Origin of the sequence: Streptomyces sp. NPDC004327 (genome assembly GCF_042873935.1) — a bacterium.
Taxonomy (GTDB): Bacteria; Actinomycetota; Actinomycetes; order Streptomycetales; family Streptomycetaceae; genus Streptomyces.
The window spans coordinates 175530-190001 of sequence record NZ_JBIAME010000004.1 but is presented as its reverse complement, the minus strand read 5'-3'; the positions used below and the strand labels follow the sequence as shown (position 1 = coordinate 190001).

The 14472-nt window shown below is 72.3% G+C and carries 14 protein-coding genes; 1 reads left to right on the top strand and 13 read right to left on the bottom strand.

The window, feature by feature from the left end:
* Window positions 1–19 precede the first annotated feature (19 nt).
* The 10 genes from ACFYU9_RS15155 to ACFYU9_RS15110 form a co-directional block, all read right to left on the bottom strand.
* Entirely contained in the window at window positions 20–847 is an 828-nt protein-coding gene (locus tag ACFYU9_RS15155) for a DUF692 family multinuclear iron-containing protein (RefSeq protein WP_389344926.1), read from the bottom strand.
* Complete coding sequence (locus tag ACFYU9_RS15150) at window positions 844–1485, bottom strand: hypothetical protein (RefSeq protein ID WP_389344924.1); 642 nt, start codon at window positions 1483–1485, stop codon at window positions 844–846. The genes ACFYU9_RS15155 and ACFYU9_RS15150 overlap by 4 nt, the downstream gene beginning before the upstream one ends.
* Window positions 1482–2357, bottom strand: coding sequence for a DUF692 family multinuclear iron-containing protein (locus ACFYU9_RS15145; protein ID WP_389344922.1), 876 nt, complete (start codon window positions 2355–2357; stop codon window positions 1482–1484). The genes ACFYU9_RS15150 and ACFYU9_RS15145 overlap by 4 nt, the downstream gene beginning before the upstream one ends.
* Window positions 2354–2914: a GNAT family N-acetyltransferase gene (locus tag ACFYU9_RS15140; protein WP_389217484.1), complete on the bottom strand. Its 561-nt coding sequence runs from the start codon at window positions 2912–2914 to the stop codon at window positions 2354–2356. Before ACFYU9_RS15140 ends, ACFYU9_RS15145 begins: the two co-directional genes overlap by 4 nt.
* Window positions 2911–3789, bottom strand: a complete 879-nt coding sequence (locus tag ACFYU9_RS15135) for an arginase family protein (protein WP_389344920.1) — start codon at window positions 3787–3789, stop codon at window positions 2911–2913. The genes ACFYU9_RS15140 and ACFYU9_RS15135 overlap by 4 nt, the downstream gene beginning before the upstream one ends.
* On the bottom strand, window positions 3782–5548 hold the full coding sequence (locus ACFYU9_RS15130; RefSeq protein ID WP_389344918.1) for a B12-binding domain-containing radical SAM protein: 1767 nt from the start codon (window positions 5546–5548) through the stop codon (window positions 3782–3784). The genes ACFYU9_RS15135 and ACFYU9_RS15130 overlap by 8 nt, the downstream gene beginning before the upstream one ends.
* The gene (locus ACFYU9_RS15125; protein ID WP_389344917.1) at window positions 5545–7695 is read right to left on the bottom strand and encodes a B12-binding domain-containing radical SAM protein; all 2151 of its coding nucleotides are present in this window, start codon (window positions 7693–7695) and stop codon (window positions 5545–5547) included. The genes ACFYU9_RS15130 and ACFYU9_RS15125 overlap by 4 nt, the downstream gene beginning before the upstream one ends.
* Window positions 7696–7697: 2 nt before the next feature.
* Window positions 7698–7982, bottom strand: coding sequence for a hypothetical protein (locus ACFYU9_RS15120; RefSeq protein ID WP_389217474.1), 285 nt, complete (start codon window positions 7980–7982; stop codon window positions 7698–7700).
* Between the two features lie 299 nt (window positions 7983–8281).
* Window positions 8282–9805 (bottom strand): methyltransferase, encoded by a 1524-nt coding sequence (locus ACFYU9_RS15115; protein ID WP_389344915.1) that lies wholly within the window; start codon window positions 9803–9805, stop codon window positions 8282–8284.
* 188 nt (window positions 9806–9993) lie between these two features.
* Window positions 9994–10977 (bottom strand): YhjD/YihY/BrkB family envelope integrity protein, encoded by a 984-nt coding sequence (locus ACFYU9_RS15110; protein WP_389217468.1) that lies wholly within the window; start codon window positions 10975–10977, stop codon window positions 9994–9996.
* A gap of 230 nt (window positions 10978–11207) precedes the next feature.
* Here ACFYU9_RS15110 and ACFYU9_RS15105 point away from each other — a divergent pair, with 230 nt between their 5' ends.
* Window positions 11208–11861, top strand: a complete 654-nt coding sequence (locus tag ACFYU9_RS15105) for a GAP family protein (protein ID WP_389344913.1) — start codon at window positions 11208–11210, stop codon at window positions 11859–11861.
* A gap of 64 nt (window positions 11862–11925) precedes the next feature.
* Here the strand turns inward: ACFYU9_RS15105 and ACFYU9_RS15100 are convergent, their stop codons facing one another.
* The 3 genes from ACFYU9_RS15100 to ACFYU9_RS15090 form a co-directional block, all read right to left on the bottom strand.
* Complete coding sequence (locus tag ACFYU9_RS15100; RefSeq protein WP_389344911.1) at window positions 11926–13179, bottom strand: hypothetical protein; 1254 nt, start codon at window positions 13177–13179, stop codon at window positions 11926–11928.
* A 184-nt stretch (window positions 13180–13363) separates the two neighbouring features.
* Window positions 13364–13654, bottom strand: coding sequence for an SHOCT domain-containing protein (locus ACFYU9_RS15095; protein ID WP_389217460.1), 291 nt, complete (start codon window positions 13652–13654; stop codon window positions 13364–13366).
* A gap of 43 nt (window positions 13655–13697) precedes the next feature.
* A complete protein-coding gene (locus tag ACFYU9_RS15090) occupies window positions 13698–14147 on the bottom strand; it encodes a DUF6325 family protein (protein WP_389217457.1) in 450 nt (149 codons plus the stop codon).
* Window positions 14148–14472: the final 325 nt, after the last annotated feature.

Here is a 14472-nt window from a genome sequence, read left to right as displayed (position 1 = left end):
CCGGCCCCGGGTCCCGGGGTCAGGCGGCCGCGACGCCGAGCGCCGCGTGGATGTTGTCCACGGCGGCCACGAAGGCCCCCGGCTCGCGCGGCTCCATCTCCAGGCAGATGCCCAGCGGGAGGTCCGTGCCGCGCAGGTCGACGACCTGGGCGAGGAGGCGGTACTCCTCGGCCGGGATGTCCGCGAGGTGCTGGTCGAGGTAGACGGTCCGGCCGGCGTACTCGGCCCGGACGTATCCGGCGAGATGGATCTCCGCGACGCGCTCCCACGGGAAGGAGCGGGGCAGGACCGGGGCCCGGCCGTGCACGTTGCGCTCGAACTGGAGCACGTGCGACAGGTCGAGGCAGATCTGCACGCCCTCGTGGTCCGACGCCTCGTCGAGGAAGGACCACAGGGACGGGGCGTCCGGCAGCCATTCCAGCGGCGGGTTCTCGACCCGGAACGGGACCCCGCACGCGGCCGCGATCGCGGCGGCGCTCTCGCGGCAGCGGGCCGCCGCCCGGTTCATGTCCGGCGGGCGGAACCAGGTGCCCCGGCGCGAGCCGTGGTACCAGAAGCCCGCGTCGCTGACGAGCGCCGAGACCTCGTGTGCGCGCACCAGGGCCGCCAGCGACTCCACCCACTCCCCGGTGCCCTGCTCCGGCCCCGCCATGTTCATGTCCAGGGGGTGGAGGGTGAGCCCGCAGCCCAGCGCGCTGCGGGTCTCGACCACCCAGTCCGGGATCCCGACGGCCGTGTGAACGCCGTACTCGACGAAGTCGGTGACCCAGCCGCCGGCGGTCCCGACGCGGGCGTACTGGTCGCACGCGGCCTCGACGGCGACGCCGATGCCGACGCCGCCGATCACCGTCCGCCGCCGGCGGGAACGTAGGACAGGGAGACTCCGTCGTCGTGCGGGTGGAAGACCACGAGGCCCGGACGCGGCTCGGGCGCGGGCGTCACGTCGAGCGGCGGCACCCGCAGCAGCCACATCAGCGGCGCGGTCCGCACGAAGGTCATGTCGCGGTATCCCGTGACGTGCTGGAGGGTCTCCAGGACGTCGTGCTCCACGATCACGAACTCCTTGCCGCCGCGCTCCCGGATGTCGAGCGCCTCCTTCACGGCCTTGCGCTCGACGTCGTCGAGCTGCCGCGCCAGGGGGCTGGACCACATCTCGCAGCGGGCCAGGTCCTTCAGCCACCCGGGGTGGTCCTGGGTGACGAAGTGGCGCACGAAGTTCACGGCGTGGGCGAGCGGTCCGGTGTACGCGTTCTCGTACGCGCCGGACTCGCAGTAGGGCCGCAGTCCTTCGAGGGAACGGAACTCCGACGCCACGGCCACCGCGAAGTTGGGCGCCCACCGGGAGAGGTCGTCGACGACCTGGGCCATGAGGCGGGCCCAGGCCAGGTACTCGGTCGTCGTCTCGTCGTGCGGGGGCCGGCGGACCAGCCTGCGGAAGCAGTCGGCCTCCGGCACGTCGTGAGCCGCATCCTCCGACATCGTCATGCCATTGCCCTCTCTATCGCGTCGAGACCGCGATGCTGTACCTGCGCCGGGGCCAGTTCGGCCTCGTACGTCACCCAGCCGAGCGACGGGGAGCGCTCCTTGACGGTCCGGAGCACATCGAGGCAGCCCCGCAGCGGCGGGACGTTGTGGTTGTCGAGCAGCAGCCGGCGGCCGCCGTACCGGACCTCGCTCAGTCCGGCGATGTGCGCCACCCGGACGGCCTCGAACGGCACCTGGTCCAGCTCCCGCCCGACGTCGAGGCCCTCGTTGACGCACCAGGCGTAGAAGTGCCCGATGTCGAAGCAGAGCGTCGCTCCGCGCTCGGCGAGCTCCTGCATGAACGCGCGGGGGCTCAGCTCGCCGGCGTGGGTGAGGCTGAACGGGTTCTCGGCGTGGACCGGGGCGCCGAGCCGAGCCGACAGGCCCCGGACGTTGCGGGCGACCCGGTCGGCGACCTCGTGGTCGAGCAGCGCGGGGCGGAACCACAGGTTGCGCTCGCCCCTGCCGCCCAGGCGCCAGAAGCCGAAGTCGGTGACCATGTAGCGCGGTTCGGTGCCCGCGTGGTTCTCCGCGATCAGCCCGGCCTCGTCGTCCAGGTCGAGGGCGTCGGGCAGTTCGACCGACACGAGGTGCCGGGTCAGGGTGCCGACGATGCCCTCGTCGAAGAGGTGCCGGATGCCGGGGTCGTTCGCCGGCGGATGGTGGCCGCCGTACTCGACGTAGTCGACCCGCCGGTACACGGCGTCGTCCAGGTGGCCCAGCGCGGGCACGTGGTCGGAGACGCTGATCCCGATCCTCGGCCCTTCCGCCGTCGCCTCCGCCCTCGCCTCAGCCGCCGCCTCTGCCGTCACTTCGTCCGTCGCTTCCGTCACTTCTTCCCCCCGTTCCACTCGTGCCGCAGCAGCCCGAAGATCAGCTCGTCGACCGGCTTCCCGTCGCGCCGGATGCTCTCCCGCATGACGCCCTCGCGCACGAAACCCACCCGCTCGAACATCCGGGCGGAACGCGGGTTGTCGGCGAAGACCTCCACCGTGATCCGTTCGAGGTCGAGCACGTCGAAGGCGTGGTCGACCGCCGCGGCGACCGCCAGCTGCCCGTAGCCGCGCCCCCACAGCTCCTTCTCGCCGATGACGATGCCCAGACGGCACCGCCGGTGGGCCCACTCGATGAGCGCCAGGTGGAGGAAGCCGATGGGCTCCGCGCGGCCCGCGAGCCCGATCGCCAGGTGGACGATGTCGTCACTGGGGCTCATCCAGCGCTCCAGCGTCGCGGTGACCTGCTCGCGGGTGTAGGTGCGGATTCCGTCGTCGCTGAGCCGCTGGATCTCGGCGTCGTTCTTCCACCGCAGCAGCGGTTCGAGGCTCGCCGGCGTATGGGGCCGCAACTCGACGGCGGCCTCGGTCGTCCGGTCCGCCGGCCTGTCGTTCATCGCGTCTTCCGCTCCTTGACCAGTTCGTGGATACAGCGCATCGCGATCTCGGCGGTCGCCTTGTGCGCGGGATCGGGCACGATTTCCGACACGTCGGCGCTCACGACGGTGCAATGGTCCGCGATCCAGGCCATCACGCGTCCGACCTGCTCCGGGGTGGCGCCGAACGGTTCCCTGCTCCCCGTGTTCGGCACGTACACCGGATCGAGTACGTCGACGTCCAGGCTGACGTGCACCTTCCGGCCGCTCAGGAAGGACAGGCCCCCGGGGTCGACGTCGCGGACGATCGTGACGGGGCCGCCGGGATCGTAGGCCTCGTCGTACGTCGTCCAGGCCCGCGCGCCGATGTTGACCACCTCGCGGAAGGCGCCGCCGGCGGCGAGCGCGGCCACGAAGTTGCCGTTGTGCACGTCGCCGGACGCGTCGAGGTGGAAGCCCAGGTCCAGATGGGCGTCCAGGTAGACGTAGGTCAGGTCCGAGTGCCGCGCGGCCGCGGTGACGGCCACCGGATAGCTGACCGTGTGGTCGCCGCCGACGACGACGGGCACGTACCCGGCCGCGAAGGCGGCCGAGCAGACCTCGGAGATGCCGCGGACCACGTCGCCCGCGTCACCGGCGTCGCCGGTGAGGACGCCCACGTCGACGGCCGAGGGCCGGTACCTGCGGGTCCAGGGCCGCATCCGGGCGGAGGAGTGCCGGACGAAGGCGGCGGCCCCGTCGGACTTCCCGCCGAACCTGCGCGACAGGTCCGGATCGACGCCGAGGAAGCAGGCCGCGCCGGACCCGCCGCTCGCCAGCCCGTCCAGGGGGACGACCGGCGCGCCGCCGAACCCGATCCGTACGGCGCCGTCCGGATCGTCGGGCGCCTCACCCATCCGCTCCGCCCTTCACGAAGTACGAGAAGGGCGCGGCCTCGCCCGGGATGCTGAGGCTCAGGTCCGGGGCGGCGTCCCTGACCGCCCGGCCGCCGTCCCAGCGGTAGGGAAGCCGCAGGACCTTGCGCCGGTCCGGTTCCCGGCGGCCGCCGGCGCGCGCGGTCTCCAGCTGGTAGGCGGCCGTCTCGACGGCCGTCCGCAGATCCGCGAGGCGGGTCTCCAGCTCGGCCGTCATGTCGGTCCGCACGAACCGGAGGTGGTGCTCGCCGTGGTCGTTGGTGGTCCGCTGGCCGTTGAGGATGACGAGGTTGGCGCTCTGCGGGGTGAACGCGAGCGGGGCGTGCGGGGTGAGCCCGAAGGAGTGCACGCCGAGCGACTCGACGTACTGGAGGATCTCGGGGAGCTTCTCCAGGGTCTCGTCGACGTGCCGCAGCTGCATCCTCGGGTGGTCGAAGATGAGGTTGGCCTTCACCTTGATGCCCTGCTCGCGGGCGAGCCGCATCGACCGCAGGATGTCGGTGTAGGTGTTGCCCTTCTGCATGCCGTCGAGGACCTCGTCCGCGAGCGACTCGACGCCGATCGTGACCAGGTCGACGCCGGCCGCGGCCATGGCCTCGAAGTGGTGGGCCTTCGCCTTCGGTTCGGCGCGGATCGAGCATTCGAGCCGGGCGCCGAGCTCCCGCAGCCGGTCCGCGCCGGCGTCGGCGAGCAGCCGGAAGTAGCCCATCGGCACGGCGTCCGAGATCAGGTCGATCCGCGACACCCCGTGCTTCTGGACGAGTTCGCCGATGTCGTGCACCACGTCGCCGGCCCGCCGGAAGAAGGCGGTGACCTTGAACGGGTCCTGCGAGGCGAGGAACGGGTAGTCGCAGAAGTCGCACTTCCCCCAGTAGCAGCCCTCCGAGAGCAGCACGGGATAGATCCGCTCGTCGAGGTACTCGGCGCCCTCGACCAGGCCGTACGAGAGCGCGCGGACCATCGAGCGGACGGTGCCGCCCTTCGCCTTCGCGTGGCGCAGTGCGCCCGTCTCGTCGAGGTAGGTCGCGTTCGCCACCCCGTCGGCCTCGCACTCGCCGCGCAGGAACGCCGCGAGCGTCGGGAACTCCCCGTACACGCTGAACTTGTACGCGAGGTCGGCACCGCAGACGGTCATGAGCCGTTCCAGCGCCAGGTCGTCCGTCAGCTTGATCGCCGCTCCCCCGAGCACGATCCGCCCGGCGAACCCGGCGCCGCGCAGTCGCCCGCACAGCTCGGCCGCCGCCTCGGTCTGCGTGTGGAAGAGGGTGGAGAACGCGATGTGGTCCGGTTCGCGCCGCAGGATCTCCTGGCACAGCTCGTCCATGGCCCGGCCGAGCCACAGATCGCGGAACGCCGGGTCGGGCACCTCGGACCGGGGGTTGACGAGGAGTTCGTGGACGGCGTTCCACTCGATCCCCGCCCTGGCGCCGCTGATCTCCCCGCCACGGCAGTAGTCGCTCTCCAGGAACGACAGGTACCGGCCGATCCGGGTGAGGTCGCCCGGTTCGAGCGCGTCGTGCGACAGCTCCTCGGCGGTGAGCGCCTTGAGCTTGGCGGTGACGGCCGTGCGCACCTCGTCGCTCCGCAGCCGTTCGAAGAAGCTCAGGTTGGCGTCGAGGAACTCGACGTCCACGCCGTGCGGCGAGAGCGCGTAGTCGAGCAGGACCGGCGCGAGCGGCGGCCCGTTGAGCATGCTGACCGCCTGCGGCGGGACGACGACGAGGAGCGTGGGCATGGTCATGTGGTCTCCGCCGGCAGGAACATCGCCAACGCGTTCTTGATCAGGAAGTCGAGCAGGATCTCCACCTGCCGGGAGAGCCCCTCCCGCGCGTCGATCCGCAGCCACCGGCCGCCGTCGAACAGCGTGGCGAAGAGCTTCGCCCGAGCGCCGTCGAGGACGACGGCGCGCCCGGTGAGTCCGCTCAAGAGCGTGGTTCCCTGGTCATCGGTCTGCGCGTGGTAGAAGGGGATGACGTCGAACGACTCCCAGGTCCGCGCGTATCCCCACTGCGGGATCGGGAAGGGCGCCTTGGGCTGCCGCTCGAAGTACAGCAGGCTGTGCAGCGTGCAGGTGGCCCCGAGGAAGGGGTACGGGAAGCCCCGGACCAGGCGCAGCGCGTGGTCGAAGTCGTCCTCGGGATAGGCGTCGACGGGTTCGCGGTGGCTCCAGTCCAGCTCCCATGGGACGGCCGGGTCGCCGGAGGGGTCGTAGTGGACGTCGATCCCGTAGTGGTCGGGCCGCAGCGCGATGTCCGCGCCCGGGGTCAGGCCGAACTTCCCGAGGGCGACGGTCGCGGCCGATTCGAGCAGCGCCTCGGCGGTGTCCAGGGTCACCTGGGCCTGCTGGCGGGTCTCCCCGGGATGCCCGGTGAAGCCCATCAGCTGTACCGGGATGCCGGCGTCGGCGAACGAGCCGACCAGCGTCTCCAGGCGCTGGACCTCCGTGCCCTTGTTGATGATGTTCAGGACGTCCTGGTCGGTGCTCTCCATCCCGAAGGCCGCGCCGAGGCACCCGGCGCGGGCGAACACCTCGGTGTTCTCCGTCCGGTAGCTCTTCTCCAGCCGGAAGTCGGCCATCCACTTGATGTCCAGGCCGCTCTCGATGAGCGCCTCGGAGATCTTCAGGGCGTAGGCGGGCGACAGCACGTCGACGGCGAAGAAGAAGTGCTGCGAGTGCTTGGAGGCGAGCTGCAGGTCCTCGATGACACGGTCCGGGGTACGGGTGCGCCACGGCGAGGTGGGCGTGTTCATCGCGAGCCCGTAGTCGCAGAACGAGCACTTGTTCCAGTAGCAGCCACGGGTCGGCGAGTAGAGCGCGCCGGGCTTCGGCGAGGCGTACAGGCCGTAGTCCCACACGCCGTAGTTCGGGGACGGCAGGGCGCTGACGTTCTCGAAGAAGAAGCGCTTCAGCGGGCGCGGGTCGCGGACGTCGACGAGGTTGTCGACGTCGCCGAGTTCGGCGCCGCGCTGGCAGTGGTCCGCGAGCCGCTTGATGAGCGTCTCGCCCTCGCCGGTGACGAGGTAGTCGACGGCGAAGTCGAGCGCCTTCAGCGCGTCCACGTCGTCGAGGTACTTGTAGAACTTCGCGGCGATCGGTCCGCCGACGGCCACCGTGACACCGCGCCGCTTCAGGCGGGCCGCGAGGGCCATGGAGTGTTCAAGCTGGGAGATGAACGGGATCGTCAGACCCACCAGGCCGGGGCGCATCGCCGCGATCCGGTCGGCGTGGTGGTCGTAGAAGGCGTCCACGACGTCGATGCCGAAGCCTGCCTCGATCTCGCGGCGCAGGGTCACGAGGTTGATGCGGTCGTGCTCCATGCCCGGAGGCGAGGCGCTGCTGAAGGTGCGGTAGACCGCGGAGCGGGAGAGCAGCGTCAGGAGCCGGGGCAGCAGGCTGAGTTCGCGTACGGCGTCGAGATAGGCCGGGAGTTCGTAGAAGGCCTTCTCGTCGCGGAGGGTCGCGAACGCCCGCTGGAAGCGCCCGCTGTCCGCGAGCGTGTCGATGAAGAACGGCAGGAGCGCGTCCTCCTCGGCCCCGGACTCGGACCCGGACTCGGACCCGGCCCCGGATTCCGCCCGGGGTCCCGCTTCGAGCCGCCGGACGCAGGCGGCGCGGAGCTCTTCGACGACCGGCGGCGCCATGATGTAGTGCCAGAACTCGATGGCGAGGTCGCGCACCACGTAGGCGTGGCCCGAGTCGTCGAGCGCGCCGGCGAGGTAGGAGAGGCTGTGGTAGGGCTGCGTGATGTCGGTCGTCCCGCAGCTCGCGAGGTAGATGACCGACTCGACGCCGGAGGCGTGCGCCGAACGTGCTGTCCAGTCCCTGTCCTGCCGGACGAGGACTTCCCGGACGGCGCGAGGCAGGAGGTCCTCGATCCGGACAGTCATGATCAGCGGTCGTACTGCACTGCGGAGATGGAGCCGGGCGCGATCTCGAGGGCCTTCACGACACGGACGTTGTCCGCGTTCTCGAGGTCCGCGGACGCCAGCATCTCGTCGAGCTGCTGGACGGTGAAGGCGGACCGGCCGTCCTTCGCCTCGGTGCTCGCGGCCGCGGCCGAGGCACCCGTCGCCGTCACGGCTGCGGCGACAGCGGCGGTCGCCGCAGCCGCGGCGGCCGCCCGGAGGATCTTGTTCTTGCCCTTCTCAGGGGACGACTTCTGCTCGTCACTCATGGTGCGCGCTTCCCTTCATGTCGTCTTCCGTGTCGTTCTGTTGAGCGACACGGGGAGCTTGTATAGCAGCGCGCCGGAGGAGGCCTCAAGAGCACGATTGATCGTCAAGTCGCCTTCTGGTCAGGGGATTTGGGTAAACGGAGCCCCAAGCCCCGCTCCTTCCGGGGCGGTTTCGAGGAGGTTTGGCGAAGATCGGACACGCGGAAGCGGCGGACCGGGCACGCCGGGCGCACTTCTCCGCGCCCCGCGCGCCGGTGGGAACCGGCTCCCTGTCCAAAAACCGCCGCGGGCGGGTCCGGTCACCCGTCGGAGCCACCGGCTGCGGGAAGGTCGCGCAGGGTGAGGGCGCCCTGCCGGACGAGCTCCCGGGCGACGGGTTCGAGCGCGCTGCCCCGGATGACGGACCAGCGCACGTCGCTGACGGCCGTCGCCTGCCACAGCTTCCTCGTCAGGTCGCTGATGTCCATGTCGGCCACGTAGTCGTCCTCGGGCGCGACGAGCCGGTGGGTCTCGGCGCCGCCGGGCGGCGCCGAGGTCACGAGGCGGACGGCGGGGTTCGGCAGCAGCACGCCGTCGTCGTCGGGCCCGCCCTCCCGCTCGCGGTCGAGGAAGCGGAAGTGGTCGGTCACGTGGGTGCCCGCGGGCCGCCGCACCGGGCCGGCGGCGCTGACGGTCTCGACGGTGACGGGCCGGGCGGCCCCCCGGCCCGTGCCGCCGGGCCGCCTGCGGACCACGATGTACCCGGTGTGGACGGTGCGGATCCCGACCTCTTCGAGGGCGTCCACCATCCGCGCCGCGTACGCGGCCCGCTCCCGGGCCGTCGGGGCGTGCGACGCGTGGGTGTCCGCGTAGGCCCAGACCGGGAACCGGCGCTCGACGAGGACCAGGACGTCGAAGCCGTCCCGCACCCCGAGCCACTCGCCGATCCTGCGGGGCAGGTCGTCGAGGTTGAACAGGTCGGTCGTGATCGACATCAGCCCGCCGGGCTCCAGGATCCGCCCGGCCCCGGCCACGATCTCGGCGAGCAGCCGCTCCCCGTCCGGGCCGCCGTCCCGGTAGAGCAGCCGGGCGCCCTCGGGGACCTCCGGCACGAACGGGGGGTTGGAGACGACGCGGTCGAAGGCGCGGCCCGCGACGGGTTCGAGCAGGTCGCCGAGGACGAACGTGACGTTCTCGATGCCGTTGAGGGCGGCGTTGAAACGGGCGAAGCGGATGGCCCGGGGGTTGATGTCGACGCCCACGACCTCGTCGCTGTACCGGCTCGCGACCAGGGACTGGATGCCGCTGCCGGAGCAGAGGTCGAGCGTGCGCCGCGACCTGTCCCGGGGTGCGACGCTGGCGAGGCCGGCGCTGTCGTAGCCGATGTACATGACCCGGTCGCCGAGGTCGTCGGCGCCGGTCCACCAGTCGGAGTAGCGGCCGGTGTCGGTCGCGAGGAGCAGGTCGTGCGCGCAGGTGAGGTGGACCTGGGAGCGCAGGCCGCCGTCGGCCTCGCCCAGCACGTCGAGCGAGAACAGCACGTCCAGGGCGGGTTCGCCGAGCAGCGCCCGGACGTCCTTCTCGGCCACGACCCGGTCGAGCAGGAACAGCCGGATCGCGGTCGCGAGCGGGTCCGTGCCGAGGACGTGCCGGTCGAGGTGGTGGAACGCGGCGGGCTGGAGGTCGAGCACCGGCATGCCGAGGGCCGCCCGCACCCCGCCCTCGTCGTACCCCGCGGCACGGAGGTCGTCGCGCACGGCGCCGATCGCCGCCCGGTGTTCGGGGGTCATCGTCGCGAAGACGGCTCGGCCGTGGTGGCGGTCGCTGAAACTGTCGAGTGTCACGGTTCCGGTTCACCTCAACTCGTGGGCTGCCGCACGGCGTTCGTGACCGATGACCCGGCTGGCCCGGTCGGCGGCGCCGCTCATGGTCGTCTTTCCCCCGTGCCAGGTCAACCGGCCGCCGCCCGGCCACGGAGCTCCGTGGCCGGGCGGCGGCCGGTGATGGTCCCCCGCCTCGTACCTCCCCTGGGTCAGTCCTCGGACGGAGCGGGCCGCCCGGGCGGGTCGGGCGGGTCGGGCGTGCCCAGGCGGCGGGCCGCCCAGGGTTCGCGGGCGATGACGGCGCCGGCGGTGACGCACAGGGCCACGATCGCGCAGAGCGCGATCAGCCAGGACAGCAGCGTGAAGACCGCGCCCAGCGAGCCGTACTTGGCCAGGCTCCGCTCCAGGGCCCGGGGCATGTACAGCGACGCGGTCGAGGTGGCGACGCCGAGGGCGATTCCGGTCAGCAGCGCGCCCGGGAGCAGCGGCAGCCACGGCACGCGCGCGGACAGCAGCAGGTGCTGCGTCCACCACCACATGCCGACCTCAGCGAGGAGCAGCAGCGGCACGCCCAGCCACAGGCCCACGCCGAAACCGTCGTGCAGGCTCCCCTGCACCCCGATCATCAGCATCCAGGCCGCGAGCCAGGCGATCCAGCGCCAGGCGGCGACCCGCGCGCTCGCCCCGCGCAGGCTCCAGGCGCGCTCGCACAGGCGCTGCATGGCCCGGCTGCACGCGGTGGCCGAGATCAGCACCATCAGCCCGCTGACGACCCCGAAGGTCTGGCGCAGCTCGTCGGAGGGGTGTGCGGTGTTCTGCAGGGCCTTGTCCAGCTCGCTCGCCGAGTTCCCGGTCAGGCCGAAGACGGCCTGCACGGAGTCGACGAACTGGTCGCGCACCCCCTGCGGGGCGATCGAGGCGACCAGGAACAGCAGCGGGACCGCCGTGAGGAACGTCTGGGCGGCGAGCCGGGTCGCCGAGTCGAGCACGTTCACCGAGATCAGGTGCGACATGAGGTGCGTGATCAGCGGGAACCGCTCCTCGGCCCGGGCCCGCAGCCCTGTCGCCCGGGTCTTCAGCCGCGCCGCCCGGGTCCGCAGCGAGTCACCGGACCTCCGCCTCCGCTCGCGGCGCCGCTCCCGGCGTGACCCGCGGCCGGCGCCGCGCCCTCCGGGCCCTGTCGCTCGCTGCATGCTGCCAGCGTGCCGCCCGCAGGGCCGCCCGGCTCGCAGCGGCGGCACGACCCGGGCCCGAACGGGTGAACCATGCACGCGCAAGGCGGCACGGCGCGCGGCCCCCGCGCCCGCAGGCCCGGACCGGGCCCATCATGGGGGATTTGTGGGGTTCCGGTGGGACGATGAAGAGGAAGCCATGAGCGATTGCGGCCCGGCGACCGGGTCCGCGTGGCCGTGCGGGGGTCGCGATGCTGCCTGATCTGGTGCTCATCGGGCTGGGGATCGCCGTGTTCCCGTTGTCGGTGACGGCGTTCGTCCTGGTGCTCTCGGCGAAGCGCGGGACCTGGAAGGGCCTGGCCTTCATCCTCTCCTGGCTCGCCTGCTTCGTGGCCGTCCTCGTCGCCGTGCTGGTCGCCACGGGCGGCCAGCCCCCTCCGCCCAAGTCCCCTCCGTCCACCGCCACGTCCGCCGTCAAGCTGGCCATCGGCGTGGGCCTCGTCGGCTACGGCTGGTACCGGCACGCGCACCGGCACGCCGAGCGGCCGAAGGAGACCTCTGGCAGGACGGCGGCGCGGCTCGAGCGGATCTCCGGATGGACCGCCGCGGGACTCGGGCCGCTCCTCCAGCCGTGGGGACTCGTGGCGGCGGGCGCGGCGACCGTGGTGGGCGCCGACCTGTCCCGTACCTCCTCCTACGTGGCGCTCGTCGGCTACTGCGTCCTCGCCACCAGCAGTCTGCTCGCGATGGAGCTCTACGCGGTGTTCGCGCCCGACTCGGCGCGCGAGCGGCTCGGGAGGCTGCGTACGTGGTTCCAGACGCACCAGAACCAGGCGCTGGTGGCCGTGTCCCTGGTGGTGGGGCTGTTCCTGGTGGGCCGGAGCATCCTCCAGCTGACGTCCTGAGCCCGTCCCGGCCGGGCGCCGCCGCCCCGCCCGCCGTCAGCCGCCCGCGGTCGGGCAGCCGCGGTCAGGCGGCCGCGGTCGGCCCGGCCGGGGGCGGTCCGGCCGGGGCCGGCTTCTGCCGCTGCCGGCCGTCGGCGGCCAGCAGGGCGATCACCGCGAGCACCGCGAGCAGGATGAGGACGAGGAGCAGCACGGTGAGGACCGTGGGGTGGTTCCAGAGGGCGAACAGCAGGGCGACCAGCAGCAGGGCGCCGACGGTGAGCCACTTGCGGTGGGCCTCGGTCCAGGTGCCGACGGGTCCGGTGTTGACGCCGTGGCCGTTCCACCACCCGGCCGCCTCGTCGGCACCGCGCTCGGCGGCCGAGCGGGTCGCGCCGGCGAGCCGGCCGGGGCCGATGAAGTAGGCACCGAGCGCGATGACGACGCCGAGCACGATGGCGGTGCGCAGGGCGACCCGCAGGAAGTGCAGGAGGTGGTCGAAGATGGCCGCCGCGGCCGCCTCGGACTGCACCTGGGGTGGCAGGTGGTCCAGGTAGTAGTGGCGGGCGATGACGAGGCCGATGGCCACGACCAGGCAGGCGAAGGCCGCGCCCAGGGCCGTCTTGGCGAGGGCGCGGCGGCGCCGGTGGGCCAGGAACACGCCGCCGGCCGCGATCACGACGGTGAGGACGGGCAGCCAGTTGCCGAGGACGTCGAGGGCGTGCGCGGCGCTCTGGATCTTGTCGAGCTTGTCGGACTGGAAGAGCACCATCGTCTTGTTGACGTCGGGGATCTTCTCCGCAGGTGACAGGCCCGCGTCCACCAGGTCCTGCTTGACCTTGTCCACGGCCTCGCCGACGTCGAGGGTGACGGTGCCGTTAGAGACGCCGACCGCGCCGCGGCCCTTGCCGGTCAGGGCGTGGACGACGGCGGTGTGCGCGGCCCGGTTGGCGGTGACCCACACCTTCTCGAACCGGTCGCTCTGGACGAAGCGGGTGGCCACCTTGTCGGCGGCCGAGTTCACGGCGGCGTCCAGCTGCGGGGCGAGGCCCTTGACCGCCTTGGCCGCGCGCGGCGGCAGGCCCTGGGACTGGAGCCAGGCCGCGATCTCGGCGGTGACCTCCTTGCCGTCGACGCGCACGTCCACGGCGTGGACGATCCGGTTGTGCGCGGCGGCCTCGATCGCCGGGTCGGAGGCGAGCGGCTTCATCGTCGCGACGTAGCGGTCGGTGTTCAGCACGATGTCGTGCACCCACACCGTGAGGACGCTGACCGGGACCAGGATGCAGGCGAGGACGATCAGTACCGCCGACGAAACGCTCCGCAGCGCTCTTGTCATCCGTCCTCCATGGTCCCGTCACCGTCCGGGGCGGACAGGTGCCCGTGTCCATTCCCGTCGACGGGCGGACGTCCGGCATCCCGGGGTGGGCCGTTCGGGGGCACGGGGCGACGCGCCGAGCCCCCTGCGAACGGTCGCAGGGGGCTCGGGAGGGGCGTTGGGGGAGACGGGCCCGGAAGGGGGTTCAGGAACCGAGGATCCTGCTCTTCTGGGTCGCGAACTCCTCCTCGGTCAGCACGCCTTGCTCCTTCAGCTGGCCGAGCTCCTTGAGCTGGGCGATCTTGCTGCTCATGTCGTCTTCCGCCGCCTGCGGCGGCGCGGCGGCCGGTGGCGGCTCGTACTGCTGCGCGGGCGCGGCTTCCTGCTGCTGGGCGGCCCAGCGGCCCGCCTGGCGCCGCGAGACCCGGTTGGACACGGCGGTCGCCGTGCCGGCCACCACCGCGGTGCGCGCCACTCCTCGAAGAAGTCCTGGCATGTCACGTCCTCCTTGACCGCTGTCGGATCCTGCGGGCGGTGGTTCAGCCGCCCTCTCCCGCCTCCACGGCGTCGAGCGAGGCGAGGAGGGCCTGTACGGGGATGCGCCCGCCGGCCACGAGCTGCGCGCCCGAGCGCCGCAGGGCCCGCGCGATGGGAGCGGCCCAGAGGTTCTCGTAGACCAGGATCCCTGCCGCGTTGCCCGGCTGGAGAGCCGCGCCGGCCTCGTCGAGGTCGTCCTGGCCGAGGAGCCCGGACGAGGATCCCTCGAAGACGGACAGGTCGAAGTCGCCGTCGGCGTCCAGGTCCCTCAGTTCCAGCGCCACGACGCTGCCGTCCTCGTCCTTGCGGACGAACAGGAGGTCGAGAATGCGCACGATGCCTCTGTCGACCAGGTCGAGGAGCATCGGAAACGCCTCGCCCGTCATGCGGTTGCCGGGGAACTCGATGACCAGGTAGTCGACCGGTCCCATGTCCTCGAAATCGTCGCTCATCACCACTCCACGCACAGTTGGGAGGCCCCCCGCCCTCACCCCATTGCAGCATCGGGCGCAGCGCCCCGCACGTTCACGCGGGCTCGGCCGCGGAGGGACGACGGGCCTCCGGCGGCACCGGGGCCCTGCTGTCCGCCGTCCCCGGCGGGCGCCCGAGGGCCCTATGCCGCCCGGTCACGGACCGCTGGCGGGCATCGCGAGCAGGCCCAGGAGAGTGAATTCCTTCAGCCCGATCCCGTGGTCGCGGCGGTGGGCGGGACGCAGCCGCAGGAGGGTGGCCAGGGAGCCGGCGCGGGTAACGTCCGGACCGGCTCCCCGCCCCCGC

Bases quoted from the DNA above. Each gene is read 5' to 3' on its own strand.
- ACFYU9_RS15150 (WP_389344924.1), bottom strand. From the start codon at position 1,485: ATGACGATGTCGGAGGATGCGGCTCACGACGTGCCGGAGGCCGACTGC.
- ACFYU9_RS15090 (WP_389217457.1), bottom strand. From the start codon at position 14,147: ATGAGCGACGATTTCGAGGACATGGGACCGGTCGACTACCTGGTCATC.
- ACFYU9_RS15135 (WP_389344920.1), bottom strand. From the start codon at position 3,789: ATGGGTGAGGCGCCCGACGATCCGGACGGCGCCGTACGGATCGGGTTC.
- ACFYU9_RS15105 (WP_389344913.1), top strand. From the start codon at position 11,208: ATGCTGCCTGATCTGGTGCTCATCGGGCTGGGGATCGCCGTGTTCCCG.
- ACFYU9_RS15130 (WP_389344918.1), bottom strand. From the start codon at position 5,548: ATGACCATGCCCACGCTCCTCGTCGTCGTCCCGCCGCAGGCGGTCAGC.
- ACFYU9_RS15125 (WP_389344917.1), bottom strand. From the start codon at position 7,695: ATGACTGTCCGGATCGAGGACCTCCTGCCTCGCGCCGTCCGGGAAGTC.
- ACFYU9_RS15095 (WP_389217460.1), bottom strand. From the start codon at position 13,654: ATGCCAGGACTTCTTCGAGGAGTGGCGCGCACCGCGGTGGTGGCCGGC.
- ACFYU9_RS15100 (WP_389344911.1), bottom strand. From the start codon at position 13,179: ATGACAAGAGCGCTGCGGAGCGTTTCGTCGGCGGTACTGATCGTCCTC.
- ACFYU9_RS15110 (WP_389217468.1), bottom strand. From the start codon at position 10,977: ATGCAGCGAGCGACAGGGCCCGGAGGGCGCGGCGCCGGCCGCGGGTCA.
- ACFYU9_RS15140 (WP_389217484.1), bottom strand. From the start codon at position 2,914: ATGAACGACAGGCCGGCGGACCGGACGACCGAGGCCGCCGTCGAGTTG.
- ACFYU9_RS15120 (WP_389217474.1), bottom strand. From the start codon at position 7,982: ATGAGTGACGAGCAGAAGTCGTCCCCTGAGAAGGGCAAGAACAAGATC.